The following is a 17,018-nucleotide window of genomic DNA, read 5'->3' on the forward strand; positions in this document are numbered from 1 at the left end:
TTATCCTTCCGTTGTGACCTGACCAGCTTTCAGCATATAGGCTTTGCCAGTATGCGGGCAAGTTGCCATCCCGTCACCTGTCAGTGGCAAATCCAGCTTTTCACCGTATTCACTCATCCACCCAATCTGTTTGGCAGGTACACCGACCATGAGCGCGTAAGCAGGCACATCTTTGTTGACCACAGTACCCGCCCCAATAAAGGCATATTCACCGACGCTGACACCACAAACGATGGTGCAATTCGCGCCCAAGGTAGCACCGCGCTTCACTACGGTATTGCGGTATTCATCCTTACGTTCCACTAATGCCCTTGGGTTATAGACATTAGTAAACACCATGCTAGGGCCGCAAAACACGCCATCTTCCAGCGTTACGTTGTCATACACCGAGACGTTGTTCTGTACTTTGCATTGATTGCCGATCACGACCTTGTTGCCGACAAAGACGTTTTGCCCCAGCGAAACCCCATTGCCAATGCGTGCGCCACTGCAAACGTGCGCCCAGTGCCACACACGGCTACCTGCGCCAATCTGTGCGCCATCATCAACAATGGCAGTGGGGTGGATGAAGATGTCAGTCATACTATCCTTTAATGTTATTGTCACAGCAGTTGTTGCTGCACTTTACGAGCGAGGGCTAGGGAAGTTGTCCACTTGCCCCCGAATACATTGATTAATTGCCCTTGGCGATCCAGTGCATATTCGCGGGTGGCTTTGCGCGGGTCTGCGGCTGAATACAACAAGGGGCGCATCCCCGCAAACGTACTGTTTATGTTCGCGGCACTGAGTGGAGCAGTGGTGTAATGGTTATAAGCCGCCAGCAAATAATCCCGTTCAGCAACTGAGCATTCTATCGGCTCGTGTGCTTGTTGACGCACTTCCGTTGTACCGACCAACGTTTTGCCCTGCCAAGGCAAGACGAAAAAGATACGACGTTCATCAGGAACTTCCAGCAAATAAGCCTGTGGGCATTCCCGCTCTAATACTAAATGGCTACCGCGCACGGTATCAAGCCGATAAGGGGAGGGGATACCACTTTGCTCCAGTAACGTCACTGCCCAAGGGCCGCCAACATTGATTACCCTGTCATGAAGATAACTGCTACCCGCAATATGAACATGACCTTGCGTATCAATAGCACTCACTTCTGACTGTTCGTGCAAGTTTGCCCCTGCCAGCCGCGCTTGATCAGCTACCCATAGTGCAAGGCGGTGATCGTCCATTTGCCCGTCAGAAAACTCATAACCACCCAACAAACCCTCTGCCTTTAATTGCGGGTCGCGCTGCAACAAGGTTTCTGCCGTTAACCACTGAGCAGGTGGAAGAATGCTTTTACCAGCGAGATGGTCATACATAAACAAACCTGCACTGACTAACCACCGCTGACGTTGTGAACCTTGATAAATCGGTAGCACTAAGCGCAATGGGCTGGTCAATTCAGGAACACGTTGCAGCCATGCATCGCGCTCCTTGAGAGCTTCACGTACTAAGCGGAACTCGTATTGCTCAAGGTAACGCAAACCACCGTGTAATAGTTTGGATGAGGCACGACTGGTTTGGCTGGCGAGGGTGTTGCGCTCATACAAGTCAACTTCATTTCCTGCTTGTGCTAATACCCATGCACAACACAAGCCATTAATGCCGCCACCAACAATGCCGATACGCACGTGCCGATCAGTATTCCAAGGGTAGAGAAACCGTCTTGCCATCACGGGCAGACAGATAAGCCGCGATCAGCATTTCCAGCGACTTCAAGCCTTCCCGCCCGTCAGTTTCTGGTTCAGCCACGCCGCGCATCACATCCACCACATTCTTGTAGTATAGCGGATGCCCAAAGCCATACACCGAGGTGGTTTCATAGTTCGCGCTCTGGGTTTGTGCATCATAATCACGGGGTTCGTCAAACTGCCACAGTTGAATGTCATTAACGGCAACCCCGCCGATGCGCACCGTGCCTTTTTCACCCAATATGGTGATTGAGCCTTCCAGATTTTGTGGGTAGGTAAGCATGGTGACACTCATCGAGCCTAATGCACCGTTGCGCCAGCGCACATTCAATACACCCGTATCTTCCACTTCAATGTCACGGGTGGTGCTCATCATCGCCTGCACTTTATCGACCGGCCCAATCAGCCAATCCAGCAAATCGACGTAATGGCTGGCTTGGTTCATGAATGCGCCACCATCAAATTCCCAAGTGCCGCGCCATTTGGCTTGATCATAATAGGCTTGTGGACGTGTCCAGAATACGTTGAGGTGAACCATGTGGATTTTACCGAAACGCTTCTCTTCAACTGCCCGTTTTAGCAATTGCAAAGTGGTATTGCGGCGGTTTTGCTTGACAACAAACAAGCGTACCCCGGCTTCATCACAGGCTTTCACCATGCGAACACCGTCAGACCAACGGGTTGCCATCGGCTTTTCAGTGATGACGTGGACACCGTGTTTAGCCGCTAGTGCTGCTTGATCGGCATGAATGCCACTTGGGGTGCAGAGTGCTACCAAATCAGGTTTGTGTTTGACCAACATGTCCGCCATGTCATTGTAGGCGGGTACGTCGTATTGACTGGCATATGGTGTTGAATTCGCTGGATTGGTGTCACATACTGCGACTAATTCAAGGTTATCAGCATGTTTTTCGATAGAACCAAAATGATTTTTAGCTATGCGTCCACAGCCAACAATGGCAATGCGCAGTTTACGGTCAGTGATAGTAGGGAACATTTTATTATCCTTATTGTTTTGGGATTAAACCGCTTGCTGGATATACCAAGGCATTGTTGTGACTAAACCTTCGCCTATGCGGTGGGTTGCTTGATAGCCCAGTAATTGCTGTGCTTTACTCATGTCAGCTAAAGAGTGCCGTACATCACCTGCCCGAAAATCCCGATAATTAGGCTCAAATCCTTGCAAATGTGCAAAGCGTGGCAATAAATTCTCATGCAAATGCCAGAACAATTCATTCAGCGTGGTGCGATCACCCACTGCCACGTTATACACCTGATTTGTTGCATCAGTATTTTCCGCAGTCGCCGCCAGCAAATTAGCTTGTACCGCATTGTCGATATAACAAAAATCACGGCTGGTCTCACCATCACCGTTAATATAGACCGGCTCATTCTTGATCATGCTAGCAATCCACTTGGGAATCACCGCCGCATACGCCCCATCCGGATCCTGGCGTTTACCAAAGATATTGAAATACCGCAACCCAATCGTATTAAACCCATACGTCCGCGCAAACACATCCGCATACAGCTCATTCACATATTTAGTGACGGCATACGGCGACAATGGTTTACCAATGTTTTCCTCAATTTTAGGCAGAGCAGGGTGATCCCCATACGTAGAGCTAGAAGCCGCATACACAAAGCGTTTCACCTGTGCATCCCGCGCCGCCACCAACATATTCAAAAAGCCATCAATATTAGTGCCATTCGTGGTGATCGGGTCTTCCAATGAACGTGGCACACTACCTAACGCCGCTTGGTGCAATACATAGTCGACACCCTCACACGCCGCTTGGCAATCACTCAGTTGCCGAATATCCCCGCGTATAAACCGGAAGTTTGCCCATTGCTCTCTATTGACAAGGCTTTGCACTTCATCCAGATTATGCTGATGCCCAGTCGCAAAGTTATCTAAGCCCACCACCCGCTGATTAAGCTTCAGCAAAGTTTCCAGCAAGTTAGAGCCAATAAACCCCGCAACACCCGTAACCAACCAAGTCTTAGGCTGTGAGGGTAGAGTGGCAAGTAAAGTTTCGTAAGCAGTCATCAGAATATCTCTTGTTCCCTCGCCCCTTGATGGAGAGGGTTAGGGTGAGGGGTTTCTTTACAATCTCAAATCCGAAGCATCGGCAGGGAACACATATTTCAAGTCATACAGCACATGCACGTTTTTCCCTAAACCACGAATGCCTTCAATGCCCATTGCCTTAAACTGCTGATGCCCAACAGCTAAGATAATCGCATTATAAGCTCCTTGTTGCGGCTCAAGTACTGGCGTGATCTGGTATTCATGTTGTGCCTCTTCCACCGACACCCACGGGTCATACACATCGGCTGCAATGCCGTATTCACACAGCTCTTTCAGCATATCGACCACACGGGTATTACGTAAATCCGGGCAATTTTCTTTAAAGGTCAAGCCCATCACCAGTACTTTCGCGCCTTCCACCTGAATACGTTTTTTCAACATCGCCTTGATCAGTTGCGATACCACATAAGCACCCATGCCGTCGTTGATACGCCGCCCTGCCAGAATCACTTCTGGGTGATAACCCAAGGATTGCGCTTTATGGGTCAAGTAATACGGGTCAACCCCAATGCAATGCCCACCCACCAAACCGGGGCGGAAGGGCAAGAAGTTCCATTTTGTACCCGCCGCTAACAACACGGATTCCGTATCAATACCCATGCGGTTAAAAATCACCGCTAACTCATTGATCAAGGCAATATTTAAATCGCGCTGAGTGTTTTCAATGACTTTGGCAGCTTCTGCAACTTTGATGCTGGTGGCTTTATGTGTGCCTGCGGTGATAATGCGTTGATAGAGTGCATCCACAAAATCAGCAATTTCAGGGGTAGAGCCAGAAGTCACTTTCTTAATGGTAGGCAAGCGATGCTCTTTATCACCGGGGTTAATCCGCTCTGGCGAATAGCCAGCAAAGAAATCCACATTGAATGTTAGCCCTGAAACCCGCTCAATCACTGGGATGCAATCTTCTTCTGTTGCACCGGGGTATACGGTGGATTCGTATATTACGACATCACCACGTTTGATTATCTTGCCAATACTTTCACTGGCTTTAATCAGGGGGGTAAGATCGGGGCGTTTGTGATCATCAATCGGGGTGGGGACTGTGACGATGAAAACATTGGCATCGCGTAAGTCTTCTAAATGGTCTGTGTATTGCAGATGTTTTGCGTCACGTAACTCTTCTTGGGTGGTTTCCAAAGTATGGTCATTACCATCTTTGAGTTCTTCTATGCGTGTCTTATTAATATCAAAACCGATTGTAGGAAGCTGTTTGCCAAACTCAACTGCTAGAGGCAGTCCTACATACCCCAGCCCGATAATAGCTAAGGTAGATTGTTCAATTTGTTTCATAATTCTTTGCCCTAATGAAATCATTGGAAAACTAAAATGGGAGTTCAATCATTCCCAAACAAGTCTCGTGTATAAACCTTGCCTACCACATCGCCCAGCTCATCCACCATCCGGTTCGCCACAATCACATCACTCATCTGCTTAAACGCTTCCACATTGCGGATCACCGCCGAACGGAAAAACGTCTCTTCCTCCAACACCGGCTCATATATCACCACATCAATTCCCTTGGCCTTGATGCGCTTCATAATGCCCTGAATCGACGATGCCCTGAAGTTATCCGACCCCGCCTTCATGATCAGCCGGTAGATACCCACCACCCGTGGATTACGCCGAATAATGTCATCCGCAATGAAATCCTTACGGGTGCGGTTCGCTGCCACAATCGCATTGATCAAGTTCTGCGGCACTTCGCTGTAGTTCGCCAGCAGTTGCTTGGTATCCTTTGGCAGGCAATAACCGCCATAGCCAAACGACGGATTGTTGTAATGGTTGCCAATGCGTGGGTCGAGGCACACTCCATCAATAATCTGCCGCGTATCCAGCCGATGCGTCGCCGCATACGTATCCAGCTCATTAAAATACGCCACCCGCATCGCCAGATAAGTATTGGCAAACAGCTTGATCGCCTCCGCCTCAGTCGAATCGGTAAACAGGGTAGGGATGTCCTGCTTGATCGCCCCTTGCTGCAACAGCTCGGCAATAGTTGCCGCTCGCTGGGAACGTTCCCCCACCACAATCCGTGAGGGGTGCAGGTTGTCATACAACGCCTTGCCTTCGCGCAAAAACTCTGGTGAGAACAAAATATTGTCACTGCCAGTCTCTTGCCGCAACCGTGCTGTATACCCCACTGGCACAGTCGACTTGATCACCATCACTGCATCTGGGTTAACTGCCATCACATCACGTACCACCGCTTCCACCGAACGGGTGTTGAAGGTATTGGTTTGCGTGTCGTAATCGGTCGGCGTGGCAATAATCACAAATGTTGCACCCCGGTAGGCATCTTCCTTATCCAGCGTAGTGCGGAACTGCAAATCCTGACGTTGCAGGAAAGCCTCGATCTCGGTGTCCGCGATGGGTGACTGCCCGGCATTCAGTTGTGCGATTTTCTCCGGCACGATGTCTAACGCCACCACTTCATGGTGTTGCGCTAACAACATAGCGTTTGAAAGGCCAACATAGCCCGTTCCTGCGATTGCGATTTTCATAAGTTATTAGTTCTAATGGAATTTTCGGTGCCAGGTACGCTACCGCCCTACCTTGTCATGCCCGGTATGGTCAGTGATGTATCATTTGTAGTGTCAGCCCGTGTTGAGCCACTACCTTAATGTTTGGTGCTCAACGTTGAATGCTTGTCTACTATTAGCAGACGAATGGATGTTACATTGTTATTCAGCTTGTGACTGTGACGACGCTCACATTTTGTTTGTTTAATGTAAGTTGATTTCAATAGTCATGAGTCTAGCCTATCACGAAAAGTCTTATTGATGAATGATGTCATGTAAATTTTTTAAGCAAATTGATCATGAGGTACACGCCTGTGCACAAAACATGACAATAGTAGTAAAAAGTGCTTGCTATCTCGTTCGGATTCTCTATAATCTGCCTCCTTCAGCGACAGGCGTATAGCTCAGTTGGTTAGAGCACCACCTTGACATGGTGGGGGTCGTTGGTTCGAGTCCAATTACGCCTACCACTTTTATATAACCATGTGATCCCTCGTATAGGTCACCACTGGAGCACAATATGCCAGTCATTACCCTCCCTGACGGAAGTCAACGTTCCTACGAATCCCCTTTATCTGTACTAGCAGTTGCTGCCGACATCGGCGCAGGTCTTGCTAAAGCTACGCTTGCAGGCAAAGTTGACGGCGAATTGGTTGATGCCAGCCACATAATCGCTCAAGATGCTTCCCTCAGTATTATTACCGCGAAAGATGCCGAAGGCTTGGATGTTATCCGACATTCCGCTGCGCATCTGATGGCACAAGCCGTGAAACAACTGTTCCCGGATGTGCAAGTCACCATCGGTCCGACGATCGAAAACGGTTTCTACTACGATTTTGCCTCCTCACGCCCCTTCGCGCCTGAAGATTTAGTGGCGATTGATGCGCGGATGCAAAATCTGATCAAACAAGACATCCCGGTCGAGCGCAGCACCCTGTCACGCGACGAAGCCATCAGCTTCTTCCTGAACATGGGTGAAAAATACAAAGCGGAAATCATCGAAAGCATTCCCGCCGACCAAACGCTGTCACTCTACCGCCAAGGCGATTTCATCGACTTGTGCCGTGGGCCACACGTCCCTAGCACCGGCAAAATTCCTTCTGTCAAAGTGATGAAAGTTGCGGGCGCTTACTGGCGCGGCAACTCCAAAAATGAAATGCTGCAACGCATTTACGGCACCGCATGGCCTAACAAGAAAGAGCTACAAGCTTATCTGACCATGTTGGAAGAGGCTGAAAAGCGCGACCACCGCAAACTGGGTCGTCAATTGGATATGTTCCATTTCGACGAACAAGCGCCCGGTGCAGTATTCTGGCATCCAAAAGGCTGGACAGTATTCCAGGAACTGATTGGTTACATGCGCCAACGTCAGCAACGTGCTGGTTACGTTGAAGTAAATACCCCGGACGTGATGGATCGCAGCCTGTGGGAAACCTCCGGTCACTGGTTCAATTACCGTGACAATATGTTCACCACGACCACCGAAGACGAGCGCGTTTTCGCCCTGAAACCGATGAACTGCCCCGGTGGCATGTTGATGTTTTCACAAGGGCTGAAAAGCTACCGCGATCTGCCGCTGCGTATGGCTGAATTTGGCAAGGTACACCGTTACGAACCCTCCGGTGCGTTGCACGGCCTGATGCGTGTGCGCCATTTCACCCAGGATGATGCCCATATTTTCTGCACCGAAGGCCAGATGGCGCAAGAGTGCAAAGACGTAGTGGCGCTGGTGCTCGACATTTACAAAGAATTTGGCTTTGAAAATATCCACATCAAACTGTCTACTCGTCCAGAGAACCGCATCGGTTCGGATGAAAGTTGGGATATTCTCGAACACGCCCTCGGTGATGCGCTGGAAAGCATGGCCTTGCCATACACACTGTTTCCGGGCGAAGGCGCGTTTTACGGCCCCAAGCTGGAATTCGTATTGCGTGATGCCATCGGGCGTGACTGGCAGTGTGGTACTTTGCAGGTTGACATGAGTTTGCCTGAGCGTTTTGACCTGACCTACGTGGCTGAAGACAATACCCGTAAACGTCCTGTTATGTTGCATCGCGCTTTGTTTGGTTCACTGGAACGCTTTACTGGCATCCTCATTGAGCATTACGAAGGCAAATTCCCGCTGTGGTTATCACCAGTGCAAGCTGTCGTGATGAATATCACTGACAAACAGGCTGATTTCGTGCAAGATACAGTCAAGCAGCTACAGCAAGCGGGTATCCGCGCCGTAGCAGACTTGAGAAATGAAAAAATTGGCTTTAAAATCCGTGAACATACTATGCAGCGTGTCCCGTACCTGTTGGTAGTCGGGGATCGCGAAGTGGAAACACAATCTGTAGCTATGCGCACACGTTCCGGTAAAGACTTGGGAACCTTCCCATTGGTGGAAGTTCAACAACGTCTGACGGCCGAAATTGCATCGCGGCGCTTATTACTATCTGAGGATTAAACTTATCGCTCTCGAAAAAGAACATCGTATTAATGACGACATCAATGTACCTAAGATTCGTCTGATTGATGCGGAAGGTGAAAATCACGGTGTCGTTTCCTTGCGTGATGCAATGGAAATGGCTTTTGAAGCTGAACTCGATCTGGTGGAAATCGTACCCAATGCGAAGCCGCCGGTTTGCCGCATTATGGATTACGGCAAATTCCGTTTCGATGAAAGCAAAAAAGCCGCAATAGCCCGTAAGAACCAGAAACAAGTGCAGGTCAAGGAAATCAAGATGCGTCCGGCGACGGATGAAGGCGATTACCAGATCAAACTGCGTAAGCTCAAAGAGTTTCTGGAAGAGGGCGATAAAGTTAAAGTCACCCTGCGCTTCAAAGGTCGTGAAATGGCCCACAAAGAGCTGGGGATGGATGTCCTCAAGCGCGTTGAGAAAGAGCTGGAAGAACTGGCGGTTGTCGAACAGTTCCCACGTCTCGAAGGCCGTCAAATGGTCATGATGCTCGGCGCGAAAAAGAAACCGGTGGTTTAGTTTTAATACAACACCGGAACACCATCCTGTTAAGGCAAGGCACTCTTGCAGGATGTTTTATCTACCTTATGAAAAGGAGACCAAGATGCCTAAGATGAAAAGTAGCCGTGCTGCGGCCAAACGTTTCAAGAAGAGCGGCAGTGGCTTGTTTAAACGCAAGCAGTCACACCTGCGTCATATCTTGACCAAGAAATCCACCAAGCGTAAGCGTCATTTGCGTTCAGGCGACAACTTTGTTGTGGCTGCGGATCACGCTAATGTGCAAAAAATGTTGCCCTACGCATAATCAGGAGGATTTGAAACATGGCAAGAGTTAAACGTGGTGTAACGGCACATGCCCGTCACAAGAAAATCCTCAAGCTGGCAAAAGGCTACTACGGTGCCCGCAGCCGGGTCTATCGGGTTGCACATCAGGCAGTCATCAAGGCTGGCCAATACGCATTCCGTGACCGCCGTCAAAAGAAACGCCAATTCCGCGCTCTGTGGATCGTGCGTATCAATGCCGGTGCTCGTCTGTTCGGTCTGTCTTACAGCCGCATGATGAATGGTCTGAAGAAAGCTAACATTAGTCTTGACCGTAAGGTTTTGGCTGATTTGGCCGTCCATGACATCGCTGCGTTTGGTGCAGTTGCAGAAAAGGCAAAAGCTGCCCTGACTGCTTAAGCTGCATTAAGATGCGCTGAAAATACCCGTAAGCGGGTGAGCAAGGCGGGGAAGGTTTTTTACCTTTCCCCGCCTTTTGCTTTTTACCGATAACCCCACAAATAAAGGAAATCGTCGTGCAAAGTTTGCTGGAACTGATGGGCCAAGCCCATGAGCAGATTTCGCAAGCCGTCAGCCTCGCCGCGTTGGATCAGGTGCGTGTGCAGTATCTAGGCAAGACAGGTTTGTTGACCGAGCAACTCAAGCAACTGGGTAAGTTACCGCATGAAGAGCGCAAAGCAGCGGGTGCCGAGATCAACACGGCCAAACAAGCCCTGACGCTGGCACTGGATGACCGCAAGCAAAGTCTGCAAGCTGAAGCCTTGAATGCCCGTTTGCAAGCCGAAAAAGTCGACGTGACTTTGCCGGGGCGACGCATGGATACCGGCAGCCTTCATCCCGTTACCCTGACTATTCAACGCATTAGCGAGATTTTCGCACAATTGGGTTTCAGTCAGGCAGAAGGCCCGGAAATTGAAGACGATTTTCACAATTTTACCGCCTTGAATATCCCGGAGTCGCATCCGGCGCGTGCGATGCACGACACTTTTTACATGGATAGTGGTTTGCTGTTACGCACGCATACCTCATCCGTGCAAGTCCGTTACATGGAAAACAACCCGCCACCGCTGCGTATTATCTCGCCGGGTCGAGTTTACCGTTGTGACTCGGATATGACCCACAGCCCCATGTTCCATCAGGTGGAAGGCTTGATGGTCGATGAAGATGTGACCTTTGCTGACTTGAAGGGCATTCTCGAAGCCTTCTTCAAAGCATTCTTTGAAGTGGATGAATTGCCGACCCGTTTCCGGGCGACTTTCTTCCCGTTCACCGAACCTTCGGCGGAAACTGACATCCAGTGCGTGCATTGCGGTGGCGCAGGTTGCCGGGTGTGCAAAGGCACAGGTTGGTTGGAAGTCATGGGCTGCGGCATGGTTCACCCCAATGTGCTGAAAAACGTCGGCATCGACAGCGAAAAATACACAGGCTTCGCCTTCGGTTTCGGTGTCGAACGTCTGGCGATGCTGCGCTATGAGATCAATGATTTACGCGTGATGTTTGATAACGACGTGCGTTTCTTAAAGCAATTCGGCTAAACGGAGTAACCTTATGAAAGTCAGTGAAAAATGGCTGCGTGAGTGGATTAATACGCCGCAGACGCTGGATGCCATTGCCGACAAACTCACCATGTCTGGCTGTGAAGTGGAATCCCGCGACCCGGTAGCGACCGCTTTTACCAGCATCGTGGTTGGCCATGTGCTGGAGCGTGAAAAACACCCCGACGCCGACAAACTGAGCGTGTGCAAAGTGGATGGCGGGCAGGGCGAAATCCTGCAAATCGTTTGTGGTGCTAGCAATGTACGGGCTGGCCTGAAAGTGCCGTTGGCATTAATCGGCGCAGTGCTGCCATTACCCGACGGTGCGGATCTGAAGATCAAAAAGGGCAAGCTGCGTGGGATAGAATCCTTCGGCATGTTGTGTTCTTCCACCGAACTGGGTATGTCTGACAAGTCCGATGGCTTGCTGGAATTGCCGGAAGATGCGCCTGTCGGTGCAGATATCCGCGATTACCTCAAGCTCAACGATGAAGTCATCGAGTTGGCCATCACCGCCAATCGTGGCGATTGCATGAGCATGATTGGCGTGGCGCGTGAAACCGCGTTGGTGATGGATGTGCCGTTGAACGTGCCGGAAATCCCCGCACAGGCGACCCAACATACCGATACCTTCCCGGTTGATTTGCAGGCGACAGATGCTTGCCCACGTTACGTCGGGCGCATTATCCGCAATATCAACCCGCAAGCTACCACGCCGATCTGGATGCAGGAAAAGCTGCGCCGCGCGGGTATCCGCAGCATTTCCGCGACGGTGGATGTGACCAACTACGTGTTGCTGGAACTCGGTCAGCCGATGCACGCTTTCGACCTCGATACGCTGCAATCCGGCATTGTGGTGCGCTACGCCAAGGCTGGCGAAACCCTGAAAATGCTCGATGGACAAACGGTCACCTTGCGTGACGACACGCTGGTGATTGCCGATGCTGAAAAAGCCGTAGCAATGGCAGGCATTATGGGTGGCGAGCCGACTTCGGTGACGGATGCTACCCGCAATGTGTTTCTGGAAAGTGCTCATTTCCGCCCGCACAAAATCATGGGCAAGGCGCGAAGCTATGGCCTGCAAACCGATTCTGCCGCCCGTTTCGAGCGTGGGGTTGACCCGGATATGCCGGTCAAGGCGATGGAACGTGCTACCCAACTGATCGTGGATATCTGTGGTGGGGAAGTGGGAACCGTGGTGGATACCCTTGCCGACCCCAGCTTGCTGCACCGCAAAGCCATTTTGCTGCGCCCTGAGCGCATCCGCCGCGTACTCGGTGTGACGATGGATGCAGCGACAGTCGAAGGCGTGCTGACGCGTCTGAACTGCGAATTCAGCCAGAGCGAAGCCGGTTGGCAGGTACAAGCACCTTTGGCACGTTTCGATCTGAATATCGAAGAAGATTTGATCGAAGAGCTGGCGCGGGTACGTGGCTACGATGCGATCCCGGCGGAATTGCGTCCGCGTGCGCCGCGTATTACCCAACCGAGCGAAACGGCTGTCAAGCGTGAACATTTGCGGCAGTTATTGGTGGCGCGTGGTTATCAGGAAGCAGTGACCTTCAGTTTCGTTGACCCCAAAATGGAAGCGACGCTGGCGCCAACGACCGAGAGTATTGCGTTGGCTAACCCAATTTCAGCCGATTTGGGCGTCATGCGTAGTACCTTGTGGTCAGGTTTATTGCGTTCGGTGGCTTATAACCTGAACCGCCAGCAAAACCGGGTGCGTTTGTTTGAGATCGGCCCAGCGTTTTTCCAAGGCGAAGATGGCAAGCCGCAGCAAAAAACCATGCTTTCTGGGGTATTGACCGGAAATCTTTACCCGGAACAGTGGGGACAGGTGAACCGATCCGTCGATTTTTACGACTTGAAAGGGGATGTGGAAACCTTGCTGGCACAAGTGAGCGGCACGCGCTTCCATTTTGCCCCGGTTGCCCATGCGGCATTGCACCCCGGTCAGTCAGCGGAAATCATGACGGATAATGCGGTGGTTGGCTGGATGGGTATGTTACACCCTCAGATTGAGGAACAGCTTGGTCTGGAACAACCGACTTACCTGTTTGAACTGGATATGGCGCTGTTGATGCAGCGGACGCTGCCAAAGTATCAGGCGGTTTCCAAATTCCCGGCAATTCGTCGTGATCTGGCTTTGCTGGTCAGGGAAGATACGTTGGCGGTTGCTTTGGAAAATGCTGTGAAAAAAGCAGCAATTCCACAGCTAATGTCTTATTATTTATTCGATGTCTATACGGGTAAAGGCATACAAGAAGGTCAGAAAAGCGTGGCTTTGAGCTTGATTTTGCAAGATTTTTCACGCACGCTTGAAGACGCAGAAATCAATCGGATCGTCAACGCAGTGGTTACCTCGCTTCAGGAAGAAGTCGGTGCTGTATTGCGATAAACAGGGAGAAAATGCATGACAACAACATTAACCAAAGCAGACATGGTTGAACATCTGTTTGAAGAATTAGGCTTGAATAAACGTGAAGCCAAAGATTTGGTCGAGATGTTTTTCGAAGAAGTCCGTGATGCCTTGGAAACAGGTAAAAATGTAAAATTATCCGGGTTTGGTAATTTTATGCTGCGTGACAAAACGCAGCGTCCGGGACGTAACCCGAAAACGGGTGAGGAAATTCCGGTAACAGCACGGCGTGTGGTTACTTTCCGTCCGGGGCAGAAGCTCAAACAACGGGTAGAGGAATATGGAAGCAACAACGCCCAATAGCCAACTGCCACCCATTCCGAGCAAGCGTTACTTCACCATTGGTGAGGTTAGCGACTTGTGCGGGGTGAAAACGCACGTATTGCGCTATTGGGAACAGGAGTTTCCTTCCCTCAAGCCGATGAAACGGCGGGGTAACCGCCGTTATTATCAGCGTGAAGATGTGTTGCTGATTCGTCAGATTCGCGCCTTGCTGTATGAGCAGGGTTATACCATCAGTGGTGCGCGTCAGAAATTGCTGGACGAGGTGCATACACCACCAGCAGCAGTATTGCCATTGGAGCCTATTGTGGTCAACGGACACGACGTTGCACCTTTGGTAGAAGAGCTGGAACGTATTTTGTATATCCTTAAATGTTGATTTAAGCTTGAGCTTACCAGACGATTAATGTATGCTCTCTTCCCTTCGGTCGGGGCGTAGCGCAGCCTGGTAGCGCACCACACTGGGGGTGTGGGGGTCGTAGGTTCGAATCCTATCGTCCCGACCAACTATTCTTTTCAAATCAATGTTATTGATTTTGCCAAACAAGTCCCACATTCATTTCTTCCTACCCGGTTTATTTCAGCCGCTCGCACTTTGGCGTAAAGATTTTGCCTTTCAGCCTGTCGCTGAAAACCTGTTGCGTTTGTGTGCTGGTGCCACTGTCGAGACCTTGCCTGTGCAAGGGCTAGAAAATACCTTGTTCCACCAAGCCGGGCATCCCGCTGATACCGAACTTCCCTTTGCCTATTACCGCTACCTGCTGGACTTTGGCGTGCCACCACCGCAAGCCTTGCTGTGTGCTGACCCGGTATTGTTAAAAAGTGGGCAGGACAGCGTAGTCATGCAGCCTAGCTTGCCGCACCTCACTGAGCAGGAAATGGCAACCTTACTGACCTTGCTGAACAGCCATCTCGCAGAAGATGGTCTGCAACTGGTGGCAAAACACCCGCAACGCTGGTATTTGCTAGGTGACAGGGTGCAGGGCACAACACCCTTGCGCACTGTGCCGCTCTCGCAAGCCCTCGGACAAAGTATCTTTGCGCTATTACCCCAAGGCGACAAACGCTACTGGCATCGCTTGCTGAATGAAATCCAGATGCTGCTGCACACCAGTGAAATCCCCGCCGTCAACGCCCTATGGCTGTGGGGGGCATCCAGTTCTTCACTTCCCTCTTTGCAAAAGGGAAGCTGGGGGGGATTTCTCGGCTCAAGCACAACCGCCGAAGTCATGGCTTCAGCCACTAACACCCCGTATCACCCCGTCACCACGTTCGCTGACTGTCAGGTTGACGCAGGCAACTATGCGATCATCCTCGAAGACTTACACATTCCCAGCGTTACTGATGATCTGCACCATTGGGAGCAAGCCCACGCCGAGCTGGAAGCGTACTGGTTTGCCCCAGCACTGGCGGGCATGAAATCGAGTAAGTTCGACATCAGCATCAGTGCTTGCGACGGGCGTTTGCTGCATTGCCAAGCATCACCTGCCTGGAAATTCTGGCAAACCCGTGCTGCGAATTGGGATCAGCTTATCTGACGCTGGTGACAATGCTCTCGAAACGGCCATCCTTGATTTGGGTGATAACCGTTTCGCCCAGCCGCAGGGTGTTGGTATTGCGTACCACTTGCCCAGACTCTGCCATGCGGGTAATGCCGTAACCACGCTCCAGCACCGCAAGTGGGCTGAGTGCATGAAGCTTTCCCGCCTGAATTTGCAGCTTGTCATGTCGCCGCCCAAAGTAACGTTGGATAGCCGCTTGCAAACGCATCTCCAGTTCATCCAGCCGTTGCGCTTTTTGTTGTAAGCGATTGGTAGGGCGCTGGTTTTCAAGGCGCTGCCGTAAGCGGCGCAGGTGTTCGCCCGCGAGTTGTAAACGGCGTTGCTGGTTACGCTGTAACTGGGAAAATAGCCGTTGGGTATGGGTTTGCAGCGCCGCCATATCGGGGCTGACCAATTCCGCTGCCGCTGACGGGGTAGGGGCGCGAAGATCGGCGACGAAATCGGCAATGGTGAAGTCGATTTCATGCCCGACCCCGCTGATGATCGGCAAAGAACAAGCGTGGATGGCGTGTGCAACCACTTCCTCATTAAACGACCACAGGTCTTCGATCGAACCGCCGCCGCGCGTCAAAATCAGTACATCACAACGTTGCTCGCGGTCAGCCTGGCGGATGGCGTTAACAATCTGTTCCTTGGAGCCTTCGCCTTGTACTAGCACCGGGTAAATCATCACCGGAATTTGTGGGCAACGGCGTTTCAGTACATTGAGAATGTCGCGGATCGCCGCACCAGTAGGTGAGGTAATAACCCCAATACAGCGCGGGAAGGCAGGCAGCGGCTGTTTGTGTTCGCTGGAAAATAGACCTTGCGCGTGTAATTGGCGTTTAAGTTCCTCGAACTGGCGTTGTAATACGCCCACCCCGGTATCTTCCATGTGCTCGATGATGAACTGGTATTCGCCACGGGGTTCGTAAAGGCCGACCTTGCCGCGTACCAATACTTTCAGGCCATTTTTGGGGGCAAGCTTTAAGGTTGAGGCGCGTCCCTTGAACATGGCGCAACGCACTTGGGCGCTGGCATCTTTTAGGCTGAAGTATAAATGACCAGACGAGGCACGGATAAAGTTGGAGATTTCGCCTTCCACCCACAAGGCAGGGAAGCCTTGCGAGAGCAACTGGCCAACTTCGGCGTTGAGTTGGGAAATGCTGAGGGTGATACGTTCTGTTTGCATGACATCACTGTATAAAAAAAGCCGAGACATTGCCCGGCTTTTTTGAAAGGGTCTTGTGAAAAGTGCTTAGCTTTTTGCGGCTGGTGCTTCCGGTGCGGCGACAGGGCCAGCTGTTTTGGCTTTTTCAGCTTGCTCCAGACCTTGCTTGCCTGCGGTTTCAACGGCTTTAGCGATTTTCATGGCATCTTCATTTTTGCCATCATTCGCTGCCTTGATGGCATCTTCCAGATGTGTGGAAGCTGGCTGGTCTTTCCAGAACCACTCAAAGCCCGCTTTTTTGGCAGCATCATTCGCAGCTTGAGCGGCCTCAATGGCTGCTTTTACATCAGCATCGACTTTGGCTTTCAGTTCAACTTTATCTTCTTTTGGTGCTTTATCGGCTTTTTTGTCATCAGCAGCGATAGCAGTAGCAGTCATTAGGGACAGTGCTGTAACAGCAAACAGTGTTTTTAAGTTCATC

17 protein-coding genes and 2 tRNA genes are annotated in these 17,018 nt (G+C 50.9%); 11 read left to right on the plus strand and 8 right to left on the minus strand.

The features are described 5' to 3' along the window. The 6 genes from Q394_RS0103140 to Q394_RS0103165 are packed head-to-tail and all read right to left on the minus strand — an operon-like array spanning nt 1 to nt 6,323. Nucleotides 1-582 (minus strand): acyltransferase, encoded by a 582-nt coding sequence (locus Q394_RS0103140; protein ID WP_028487998.1) that lies wholly within the window; start codon nt 580-582, stop codon nt 1-3. Between the two features lie 20 nt (nt 583-602). Further along, the gene (locus tag Q394_RS0103145; protein ID WP_211248779.1) at nt 603-1,709 is read right to left on the minus strand and encodes a glycerol-3-phosphate dehydrogenase/oxidase; all 1,107 of its coding nucleotides are present in this window, start codon (nt 1,707-1,709) and stop codon (nt 603-605) included. Next, nucleotides 1,675-2,724, minus strand: a complete 1,050-nt coding sequence (locus Q394_RS0103150; protein ID WP_028488000.1) for a Gfo/Idh/MocA family protein — start codon at nt 2,722-2,724, stop codon at nt 1,675-1,677. The genes Q394_RS0103145 and Q394_RS0103150 overlap by 35 nt, the downstream gene beginning before the upstream one ends. 24 nt (nt 2,725-2,748) lie before the next feature. Further along, nucleotides 2,749-3,777: an NAD-dependent epimerase/dehydratase family protein gene (locus tag Q394_RS0103155; protein WP_028488001.1), complete on the minus strand. Its 1,029-nt coding sequence runs from the start codon at nt 3,775-3,777 to the stop codon at nt 2,749-2,751. A 57-nt stretch (nt 3,778-3,834) separates the two neighbouring features. After that, on the minus strand, nt 3,835-5,112 hold the full coding sequence (tviB, locus tag Q394_RS0103160; RefSeq protein WP_028488002.1) for a Vi polysaccharide biosynthesis UDP-N-acetylglucosamine C-6 dehydrogenase TviB: 1,278 nt from the start codon (nt 5,110-5,112) through the stop codon (nt 3,835-3,837). Nucleotides 5,113-5,156: 44 nt separating this feature from the next. Continuing rightward, nucleotides 5,157-6,323, minus strand: coding sequence for a nucleotide sugar dehydrogenase (locus Q394_RS0103165; RefSeq protein ID WP_028488003.1), 1,167 nt, complete (start codon nt 6,321-6,323; stop codon nt 5,157-5,159). A gap of 411 nt (nt 6,324-6,734) precedes the next feature. Between Q394_RS0103165 and Q394_RS0103170 the strand changes: the two genes are divergently transcribed. The 11 genes from Q394_RS0103170 (at nt 6,735) to Q394_RS21260 (ending at nt 15,363) form a co-directional block, all read left to right on the plus strand. After that, a tRNA-Val gene (locus tag Q394_RS0103170) sits at nt 6,735-6,811 on the plus strand. Nucleotides 6,812-6,861: 50 nt separating this feature from the next. Beyond that, a complete protein-coding gene (gene thrS, locus Q394_RS0103175; RefSeq protein ID WP_028488004.1) occupies nt 6,862-8,790 on the plus strand; it encodes a threonine--tRNA ligase in 1,929 nt (642 codons plus the stop codon). Further along, complete coding sequence (infC, locus tag Q394_RS0103180) at nt 8,756-9,322, plus strand: translation initiation factor IF-3 (RefSeq protein WP_245606722.1); 567 nt, start codon at nt 8,756-8,758, stop codon at nt 9,320-9,322. The genes thrS and infC overlap by 35 nt, the downstream gene beginning before the upstream one ends. Nucleotides 9,323-9,407: 85 nt before the next feature. Next, on the plus strand, nt 9,408-9,608 hold the full coding sequence (gene rpmI / locus Q394_RS0103185) for a 50S ribosomal protein L35 (RefSeq protein ID WP_028488006.1): 201 nt from the start codon (nt 9,408-9,410) through the stop codon (nt 9,606-9,608). Between the two features lie 17 nt (nt 9,609-9,625). Then, the gene (gene rplT, locus Q394_RS0103190) at nt 9,626-9,985 is read left to right on the plus strand and encodes a 50S ribosomal protein L20 (RefSeq protein WP_028488007.1); all 360 of its coding nucleotides are present in this window, start codon (nt 9,626-9,628) and stop codon (nt 9,983-9,985) included. A 116-nt stretch (nt 9,986-10,101) separates the two neighbouring features. Continuing rightward, nucleotides 10,102-11,121 carry a phenylalanine--tRNA ligase subunit alpha gene (gene pheS / locus Q394_RS0103195; RefSeq protein WP_028488008.1) on the plus strand — a complete coding sequence of 340 codons (1,020 nt, stop codon included), beginning with the start codon at nt 10,102-10,104 and terminating at the stop codon, nt 11,119-11,121. Between the two features lie 13 nt (nt 11,122-11,134). Further along, a complete protein-coding gene (gene pheT, locus Q394_RS0103200) occupies nt 11,135-13,522 on the plus strand; it encodes a phenylalanine--tRNA ligase subunit beta (RefSeq protein WP_028488009.1) in 2,388 nt (795 codons plus the stop codon). 15 nt (nt 13,523-13,537) lie between these two features. Further along, nucleotides 13,538-13,846 carry an integration host factor subunit alpha gene (locus tag Q394_RS0103205; RefSeq protein ID WP_028488010.1) on the plus strand — a complete coding sequence of 103 codons (309 nt, stop codon included), beginning with the start codon at nt 13,538-13,540 and terminating at the stop codon, nt 13,844-13,846. Beyond that, nucleotides 13,824-14,204, plus strand: coding sequence for a MerR family transcriptional regulator (locus tag Q394_RS0103210; RefSeq protein ID WP_028488011.1), 381 nt, complete (start codon nt 13,824-13,826; stop codon nt 14,202-14,204). Before Q394_RS0103205 ends, Q394_RS0103210 begins: the two co-directional genes overlap by 23 nt. A gap of 50 nt (nt 14,205-14,254) precedes the next feature. Further along, nucleotides 14,255-14,331: transfer RNA gene (locus Q394_RS0103215), tRNA-Pro, on the plus strand. A 30-nt stretch (nt 14,332-14,361) separates the two neighbouring features. After that, on the plus strand, nt 14,362-15,363 hold the full coding sequence (locus Q394_RS21260; RefSeq protein ID WP_156946722.1) for a hypothetical protein: 1,002 nt from the start codon (nt 14,362-14,364) through the stop codon (nt 15,361-15,363). Here the strand turns inward: Q394_RS21260 and xseA are convergent. Both xseA and Q394_RS0103230 read right to left on the minus strand, forming a co-directional pair. Then, entirely contained in the window at nt 15,356-16,558 is a 1,203-nt protein-coding gene (gene xseA, locus Q394_RS0103225; RefSeq protein WP_028488012.1) for an exodeoxyribonuclease VII large subunit, read from the minus strand. The genes Q394_RS21260 and xseA overlap by 8 nt on opposite strands. Before the next feature lie 66 nt (nt 16,559-16,624). After that, nucleotides 16,625-17,017 (minus strand): hypothetical protein, encoded by a 393-nt coding sequence (locus tag Q394_RS0103230; protein WP_028488013.1) that lies wholly within the window; start codon nt 17,015-17,017, stop codon nt 16,625-16,627. Nucleotide 17,018: the final 1 nt, after the last annotated feature.

It is taken from the genome of Thiothrix lacustris DSM 21227, from assembly GCF_000621325.1.
Lineage (GTDB): Bacteria > Pseudomonadota > Gammaproteobacteria > Thiotrichales > Thiotrichaceae > Thiothrix > Thiothrix lacustris.

What these genes read in the sequence shown, in the direction of transcription:
- Q394_RS0103230 (WP_028488013.1), bottom strand. Translation starts at nt 17,017, where the DNA reads ATGAACTTAAAAACACTGTTTGCTGTTACAGCACTGTCCCTAATGACT.
- Q394_RS0103165 (WP_028488003.1), bottom strand. Translation starts at nt 6,323, where the DNA reads ATGAAAATCGCAATCGCAGGAACGGGCTATGTTGGCCTTTCAAACGCT.
- Q394_RS0103205 (WP_028488010.1), top strand. Translation starts at nt 13,538, where the DNA reads ATGACAACAACATTAACCAAAGCAGACATGGTTGAACATCTGTTTGAA.
- rpmI (WP_028488006.1), top strand. Translation starts at nt 9,408, where the DNA reads ATGCCTAAGATGAAAAGTAGCCGTGCTGCGGCCAAACGTTTCAAGAAG.
- pheT (WP_028488009.1), top strand. Translation starts at nt 11,135, where the DNA reads ATGAAAGTCAGTGAAAAATGGCTGCGTGAGTGGATTAATACGCCGCAG.
- tviB (WP_028488002.1), bottom strand. Translation starts at nt 5,112, where the DNA reads ATGAAACAAATTGAACAATCTACCTTAGCTATTATCGGGCTGGGGTAT.
- thrS (WP_028488004.1), top strand. Translation starts at nt 6,862, where the DNA reads ATGCCAGTCATTACCCTCCCTGACGGAAGTCAACGTTCCTACGAATCC.
- xseA (WP_028488012.1), bottom strand. Translation starts at nt 16,558, where the DNA reads ATGCAAACAGAACGTATCACCCTCAGCATTTCCCAACTCAACGCCGAA.
- Q394_RS0103150 (WP_028488000.1), bottom strand. Translation starts at nt 2,724, where the DNA reads ATGTTCCCTACTATCACTGACCGTAAACTGCGCATTGCCATTGTTGGC.
- rplT (WP_028488007.1), top strand. Translation starts at nt 9,626, where the DNA reads ATGGCAAGAGTTAAACGTGGTGTAACGGCACATGCCCGTCACAAGAAA.
- Q394_RS0103145 (WP_211248779.1), bottom strand. Translation starts at nt 1,709, where the DNA reads ATGGCAAGACGGTTTCTCTACCCTTGGAATACTGATCGGCACGTGCGT.
- Q394_RS0103210 (WP_028488011.1), top strand. Translation starts at nt 13,824, where the DNA reads ATGGAAGCAACAACGCCCAATAGCCAACTGCCACCCATTCCGAGCAAG.
- Q394_RS0103140 (WP_028487998.1), bottom strand. Translation starts at nt 582, where the DNA reads ATGACTGACATCTTCATCCACCCCACTGCCATTGTTGATGATGGCGCA.
- Q394_RS0103155 (WP_028488001.1), bottom strand. Translation starts at nt 3,777, where the DNA reads ATGACTGCTTACGAAACTTTACTTGCCACTCTACCCTCACAGCCTAAG.